The sequence below is a fragment of the Bradyrhizobium sp. STM 3809 genome (assembly GCF_000239795.1).
Taxonomy (GTDB): Bacteria; Pseudomonadota; Alphaproteobacteria; order Rhizobiales; family Xanthobacteraceae; genus Bradyrhizobium.
The window spans coordinates 1-6716 of the sequence record NZ_CAFJ01000763.1 but is presented as its reverse complement, the minus strand read 5'-3'; the positions used below and the strand labels follow the sequence as shown (position 1 = coordinate 6716).

General features: G+C 66.6%; 5 protein-coding genes. All 5 read left to right on the top strand.

Annotated features, from left to right (window positions below; all coding sequences use genetic code 11):
* The first annotated feature begins 206 nt into the window (after positions 1–206).
* The 5 genes from BRAS3809_RS32575 to hemA all read left to right on the top strand — a co-directional run bounded on the left by BRAS3809_RS32575 (position 207) and on the right by hemA (position 6582).
* Positions 207–530 (top strand): hypothetical protein, encoded by a 324-nt coding sequence (locus BRAS3809_RS32575; RefSeq protein WP_008966267.1) that lies wholly within the window; start codon positions 207–209, stop codon positions 528–530.
* Positions 531–749: 219 nt separating this feature from the next.
* On the top strand, positions 750–1478 hold the full coding sequence (locus BRAS3809_RS32570) for an outer membrane protein (protein WP_008966266.1): 729 nt from the start codon (positions 750–752) through the stop codon (positions 1476–1478).
* 227 nt (positions 1479–1705) lie between these two features.
* Complete coding sequence (locus BRAS3809_RS32565; RefSeq protein WP_008966265.1) at positions 1706–3844, top strand: methyl-accepting chemotaxis protein; 2139 nt, start codon at positions 1706–1708, stop codon at positions 3842–3844.
* Between the two features lie 254 nt (positions 3845–4098).
* Entirely contained in the window at positions 4099–5157 is a 1059-nt protein-coding gene (locus BRAS3809_RS32560; RefSeq protein ID WP_008966264.1) for an MBL fold metallo-hydrolase, read from the top strand.
* Between the two features lie 195 nt (positions 5158–5352).
* Complete coding sequence (gene hemA / locus BRAS3809_RS32555; RefSeq protein ID WP_008966263.1) at positions 5353–6582, top strand: 5-aminolevulinate synthase; 1230 nt, start codon at positions 5353–5355, stop codon at positions 6580–6582.
* Positions 6583–6716: the final 134 nt, after the last annotated feature.

Sequence of the window (6716 nt, the reverse complement as noted above, 5' to 3'; positions counted from 1 at the left end):
ATGATCCTGGCCCTCGGCCTCGTCGTGGCCGCGGGTCTCGGGGAAAGGCTCTTCCTCAACCTGTGCCAACGCCTGCAGCGCTTTGAGTTCCATACAAACTCGGGAGATTACTGCCCGAGCATCCTGCGATTGCAGACGCTGATCTGACGCAAGGCGCGGCCAAGCCCCCTCTGCCAGAAAGTCCCGCCGCCACGAGAGGAGCTTCCATGTCGAAACCCGTCCCCGACAAGGCCGAGATCGCGCTCGAATACCCGGACAAGTTCTATGTCGGCACCTTCGAGCACACCTCCCGCTTCGAGGCCCATTTGGAACCGACCGGCCTCGCCTTGACGCTCGAGCGACCCGGCCCCGAGGACGTGCGGAAGTCGATCCACATGCATCTGAACTACGGGCTGCTCGCGGCGATCCTGGACGAGATCACCGCCGGTCTCGCGTCGCGGCCGAACATCGATGTGACCGGCGACGGGAGTCAGGGCGAGCGATTGCGCGAGTCGGTCGCGGCGCTGCACCGGGTTCTTAACGCGTCTTAACCCGTTGTGCCGCCGCGGCACAGAACACCACGCCGTTGATCCCGGTCGCAGGTGCCGTTAGGCCTCTGCTAACTACGTCGAGATGTTTGCCTGCAAGACGGTTGGGTTCGAGACCGGTGTGCTGCGCATGTGACAGCATTTTATTCAAAAGCGATCTATCTCCAATCCATCGACGGCGCGCGCTGCGCGAGCCTTGTTAGTCCGAGTTGGAGACCCGCCATGAAGAAGATCCTGTTCGCCACCGTTGCGCTCGCCGCGCTCGCATCGTCTTCCGCCTTCGCTGCCGACCTCGGCGCCCGCACCTATCCCTACGCGACGAAGGCGCCGGCCTATGTCGCGCCGATCTACAACTGGACCGGCTTCTACCTCGGCGCCCATCTCGGCGGCGCCTTCTCCAGCAACAACAATTTCTCCGGCCTCGGTACCGGCAACAACTCGAACGGCCGCTTCCTGGGCGGCGTGCAGGTCGGCGCCGACTGGCAGTTCGCCCCGACCTGGGTGATCGGCGCCGAAGGCCAGTACAGCTGGCTGAGCGGCAGCGTCGGCGCGGCGTTCCCCGGCGGCTATGCCTACACCAACAGCCAGCGCGGCCTCGGCTCGATCACCGGCCGCTTCGGCTACACCTGGGGTCCGGGCCTGCTTTATGTGAAGGGCGGCTACGCCTATTCGGACAACAACGAGAAGGTGACCCTGGCCGGCACTCCGGTCGGCTTCGCCACCAATGGCGACCATCGCAACGGCTGGACCGTCGGCGGCGGCCTCGAATACATGTTCGCGCCGAACTGGTCGGCCAAGGCCGAGTATCAGTACTACAATTTCGGCAGCGCCACCTTCGCGGCTCCCGCCGCGCTGGTCCCGACCGGCAGCTTCACGACCGACGACCACACCTTCAAGGCCGGCGTGAACTACCGCTTCAACTGGGGCACGCCGATGGCGGCGCGCTACTGATCCGCAGGCGTCAAACAACAACAAGCAACAAAAGGCCGGCAGCGATGCCGGCCTTTTCCTATCATGGGTTATTAGTTCCGCGAAAAACGGCACCGAATGCCGCGGCGCGAAATGCAAAAATGCACGAAAAATCAGCGGGAACTGGGTAATTTCCCGGATTGTTAACTCACGTCCGCGATAGTGCCGACAAACAGCAGCTCAAAGTAGCACGATCGAGGGAATGAGACATGGCGGGTCGGTTCAGCTTCAGCAGAATGCTCGGAGTCTTGCGTCCCCGATGGGGAGTCCGCGGCAGCCTGTTCGCGGCCTTCGCCGTGATCGCCGCCATGGCGATCGCGATCAGCGTCGGCGCCGGGCTGATGCTGCGCCATATCGGCGGCACCATGGTCGAGCTGTCGGGCCGCGACATTCCACGACTCACCGCAAGCCTGCAGCTCCTGGCGCAGAGCTCGAGCCTCGCCAGCCTCGGCCCCGCGCTGCTGGGCTCGCCGAGCGAGGACGCGCTCAACGAGCGCTTGAAGAAGATGCAGGAGATTCAGAAGGCCACGCAGCAGCGCCTTGCGGAGATCAGCGCGCTCGGCGCCGAGAAGAGCGTGATGGCGCCGTTGGCCGAGACGATCAAGAACATCAACGAAGCCAACCAGAGCCTGGTGTCCGCGGCGCGCGAGCGCCTAGCCGTCGCAGCCACCCACAATCAGCAATATGACGCCCTGCGCAAGGCGCAGGAGGAGTTCACCAAGGCGGCCAATGAGCCGATGCTCGACGCCCAGACGCAGCTCAACGCGGTGCTCGGCGCCGCCGAAGTGTCGGCTGACGACGCCACCGCGGCCGCGCGCTTCGTCGAGCAGCTCGGCAACGTCATCGCGTCGGGCAATCTGATCGTGGCGCAGATGGCGGCCGCGCTCTCCGCCAATGACAGCGACACGCTCGATACGGTCGAGCGGCAGTTCAAGGACGCGCTGGCACAGCTGAAATCCAACCTCGAGCTGCTGCCGAGCGGCCGCAGCACCAAGGCGATCCAGGACGCGGCGACGAAGCTCGCCGCGCTCGGCGAAGGCAAGGGCCGCGTGTTCAAGACCCGCGAGAAGGAGCTCGACGCCAATGACTACGGCCAGACCGTGCTCGAGGAGACGCGCAAGCTCAATGTCGGCCTCGACATCAGCGTGCAGCAGCTGGTCGAAGGCGTGCGCAAATCCACCGAAGGCGCGACCAGCACGGCCGGCCGCGAGATCGAGCTCGGGACACTCGGCATGGTCGGCGCCGGCGTGGCCACCCTGCTCGGCTCGATCCTGTTCGTCTGGCTCTATGTCGGCGGCAACATCCTGCGCCGGATCAAGCGGCTGCAGCAGGCGATGCAGAACCTGTCGAGCGGCGACCTGGAGACCGGGATCGAAGCCTCGAAGCAGCGCGACGAGATCGGCGCCATGGTCGACACCCTGCAGGTGTTCCGCGACAACATGATCCAGGCCCGGACGCTCGCCGCCGAGCAGGACCGCGAGAACGCCGCCAAGGCCGAGCGTGCCACGCGCATGGAGGTCCGGATCGCCGAGTTCGAGGCCACCGTGCGCGGCGCGCTGGCCAATCTGCAGAGCTCCGCCAGCGCCATGCAGACCACGGCGCAGAGCATGTCGCAGACCGCCGATCAGTCCAACTCGCTGGTGAACGCGGTCGCCGCGGCCGCCGAGGAGACCTCGGTCAACGTGCAGACGGTGTCGGCCGGCACCGAGCAGCTGTCGTCCTCGATCGCGGAGATCGGCCGCCAGGTCGTGACCTCGGCGCAGATCGCCAAGAAGGCGGTCGAGGAAGCCGGCGCCACCGATTCGACGATGCAGGGCCTCGCCGACAATGCGAGCCGCGTCAGCGTCGTCGTCGACCTGATCCAGGCGATCGCCTCGCAGACCAACCTGCTGGCGCTCAACGCCACCATCGAGGCGGCGCGCGCAGGCGAGGCCGGCCGCGGCTTCGCCGTCGTGGCGCAGGAGGTGAAGAGCCTTGCCAGCCAGACGGCCAAGGCCACCGACGAGATCCGCACCCAGATCGCCAGCATGCAGCAGGTCGCGTCATCGGCCGTGTCGGCGATCCGCAACATCGGCGAGACCATCGCCGAGATCGACAACGTGACGACGGCGATCGCCGCGGCGGTCGAGCAGCAGGGCACCGCGACGCATGAGATCGCCCGCAACATCCAGCAGGCGGCCTCCGGCACCAGCGAGGTCTCGAACAACATCACCGGCGTCTCCAGCGCCTCGGCCCAGGCCGGGACCTCCGCCAGCGAGGTGCTGAGCGCCTCCGAGGCGCTGCGCCGCGAGGCCGACACCCTGCGCGCGGAAGTCGACGCGTTCCTGACCAACATCAGGGCGGCGTAGCGACGGCCGGGGCTCGCCCTTCGAGACGCCCGCCTGCGGCGGGCTCCTCAGGGTGAGGAGGTGCAGGTCGCCTTCTGGCAAGCGGAGCGAGGCATCCAAGGGGAGCCCCCTCAACCCTCATGGTGAGGAGGCGCGCAGCGCCGTCTCGAACCATGAGGCCCGCGCCTGCCGCGTCCCGGAATGCCGTGCTGCCATGTGGTCCCGGGGCGTTTTTCGGCTGGCGCTCGCGCGCTGTGGCCGTTAATCGATGAGACATGACCAAGACAGATCCCGTCACGTCGTCCGCCGAAGCCCTGCGCTACCCCTGGGAGCAGCATCCCGGTGAGGACCAGGTGGTCGAGGTCGCGCCTGGCGTGCTGTGGCTGCGGCTGAAGCTGCCGTTTCGCCTCAACCACGTGAACATCTACCTGCTGGCCGACGGCGACGGCTGGGTCGCGGTCGATTCCGGCTTCGGCAACGAGGAGTCGATCGCCGCCTGGACGCGGCTGCTCGACGGGCCGCTGAAGCACGTCAAGATCACCCGCCTGATCGTCACCCATTCGCATCCCGACCACGTCGGACTCGCCGGCTGGATCGTCGAGCGCTTCAACTGCCCGCTGGTGATGTCGCAGGTCGAGTACCTGCAGTCGGTTTATCACCAAAACCGCGGCACCGAGGAGCGCCGCAACGCGCAGCGGCTGTTCTTCCGCCGTCATGGCATGGACGAGACGCTCACCGACAAGCTGCTCGGCCGTGGCCAGGAATATCTGCAGCGCGTCTCGGTGCTGCCGGCGTCCTACCGCCGCATCGCCCATGGCGACGAGATCCAGATCGGCAGCCGCCGCTTCAAGGTGATCACCGGCGGCGGCCATGCGCTCGACCAGGTGATGCTGTACTGCGCCGCCGACAAGCTGTTCCTGTCCGCCGACCAGGTGCTGAGCAAGATCTCGCCGAATGTCAGCGTCTGGGCGGTCGAGCCCGACCAGAACTCGCTGGGCGAATATCTGGCGTCGCTGGCGAGCCTGACCACCACTTTGCCCTATGACGTGCTGGTGCTGCCCGGCCATGGCGTGCCGTTCTACGGCCTGAAGACCCGCATCAAGCAGCTCGCCGACCATCACGAGGAGCGCTGCCGGATGATCGCGGAGGCCTGCCGCGAGACCTCGAAGACCTCGGCGCAGCTCGTGCCGGTCGTGTTCCACAAGCACGTGCTTGACGCGCACCAGATGGGCTTTGCCGCCGGCGAGCTGATCGCGCACGTCAACTACATGCTGGTCGAGGGCCGCCTGACCAGCCAGACCGTCGACGGCGTGCTGCATTATCGCACCACCTGAGGCTGCCGCAGCTCTGCCGCAGGACGAGCGCGGTTCGGCCGTCATCGGCGCTGCCTTGGACAAATCGCCCAAGTCCTGCCGTGGGATTCCGGCTCGACAGCCGCTCTGGAAACGCTCTAAGAAGGCCTTAAGCCCCCGTCGCTTAGAGGGTCGGTTCCAGGCGCTGCGCTGCAGCGCAGCACGTCAGGTCTCGTGATGGACTACAGCCAATATTTCAGTGCCGCCCTCGGTCGTCTGCATGATGAGCGCCGCTACCGGGTCTTCGCCGATCTCGAACGCATCGCCGGCCGGTTCCCGCACGCGACCTGGCATTCCCCGAGCGGTCCGCGTCATGTCGTGATCTGGTGCTCCAACGACTATCTCGGCATGGGGCAGCACCCGAAGGTGGTCGGCGCGATGGTCGAGACCGCGACCCGGGTCGGCACCGGTGCCGGTGGCACCCGCAACATCGCCGGCACCCATCATCCCCTGGTGCAGCTCGAAGCCGAACTCGCCGACCTCCACGGCAAGGAAGCGGCGCTGCTGTTCACCTCCGGCTACGTCTCCAACCAGACCGGCATCGCCACCATCGCCAAGCTGATCCCGGACTGCCTGATCCTGTCGGATGCGCTCAATCACAACTCGATGATCGAGGGCGTGCGCCAGTCCGGCTGCGAGCGCCAGATCTGGCGCCACAACGATCTCGCCCATCTCGAGCAGCTCTTGATCGCCGCCGGCCCCTCCAGGCCGAAGCTGATCGCCTGCGAGAGCCTGTATTCGATGGACGGCGACGTCGCGCCGCTCGCCGCGATCTGCGATCTCGCCGAACGCTACAATGCGATGACCTATGTCGACGAGGTGCATGCGGTCGGCATGTACGGCCCGCGCGGCGGCGGCATCGCCGAGCGCGACGGCGTCATGCATCGCATCGACATCCTCGAAGGCACGCTCGCCAAGGCGTTCGGCTGTCTCGGCGGCTACATTGCCGCCAAGGGCGAGATCATCGACGCCGTGCGCTCCTACGCGCCGGGCTTCATCTTCACGACCGCGCTGCCGCCGCCGATCTGCTCGGCCGCCACCGCCGCGATCAAGCATCTGAAGTCGTCGAGCTGGGAGCGCGAACGCCACCAGGACCGCGCCGCCCGCGTCAAGGCGATCCTCAACGCCGCCGGCCTGCCTGTCATGGACAACGACACCCACATCGTGCCGCTGTTCGTCGGCGACCCCGAGAAGTGCAAGCAGGCCTCCGACCTGCTGCTGGAAGAGCACGGCATCTACATCCAGCCGATCAACTACCCGACCGTCGCCAAGGGCACCGAACGCCTGCGCATCACGCCCTCGCCCTATCACGACGACGGCCTGATCGACCGCCTGGCTGAGGCCTTGCTGCAGGTCTGGGAACGCCTGGGCCTCGCGCTGCACAAGAAGCCGCTGGCCGCGGAGTAGCTCCGTAGCCCGGGTGAGCGCAGCGACACCCGGGTTCACCGACACGATACGTGAGACCCCGGATATCGCTCCGCTCATCCGGGCTACGCGCCTGTAGATGTCGTGCGCAACTGCCGCCACGAGCGCACTGCGCT

Excerpts from the sequence above, each read along its gene's own strand:
- BRAS3809_RS32575 (WP_008966267.1), top strand. The coding sequence starts at position 207 with ATGTCGAAACCCGTCCCCGACAAGGCCGAGATCGCGCTCGAATACCCG.
- BRAS3809_RS32570 (WP_008966266.1), top strand. The coding sequence starts at position 750 with ATGAAGAAGATCCTGTTCGCCACCGTTGCGCTCGCCGCGCTCGCATCG.
- BRAS3809_RS32560 (WP_008966264.1), top strand. The coding sequence starts at position 4,099 with ATGACCAAGACAGATCCCGTCACGTCGTCCGCCGAAGCCCTGCGCTAC.
- hemA (WP_008966263.1), top strand. The coding sequence starts at position 5,353 with ATGGACTACAGCCAATATTTCAGTGCCGCCCTCGGTCGTCTGCATGAT.
- BRAS3809_RS32565 (WP_008966265.1), top strand. The coding sequence starts at position 1,706 with ATGGCGGGTCGGTTCAGCTTCAGCAGAATGCTCGGAGTCTTGCGTCCC.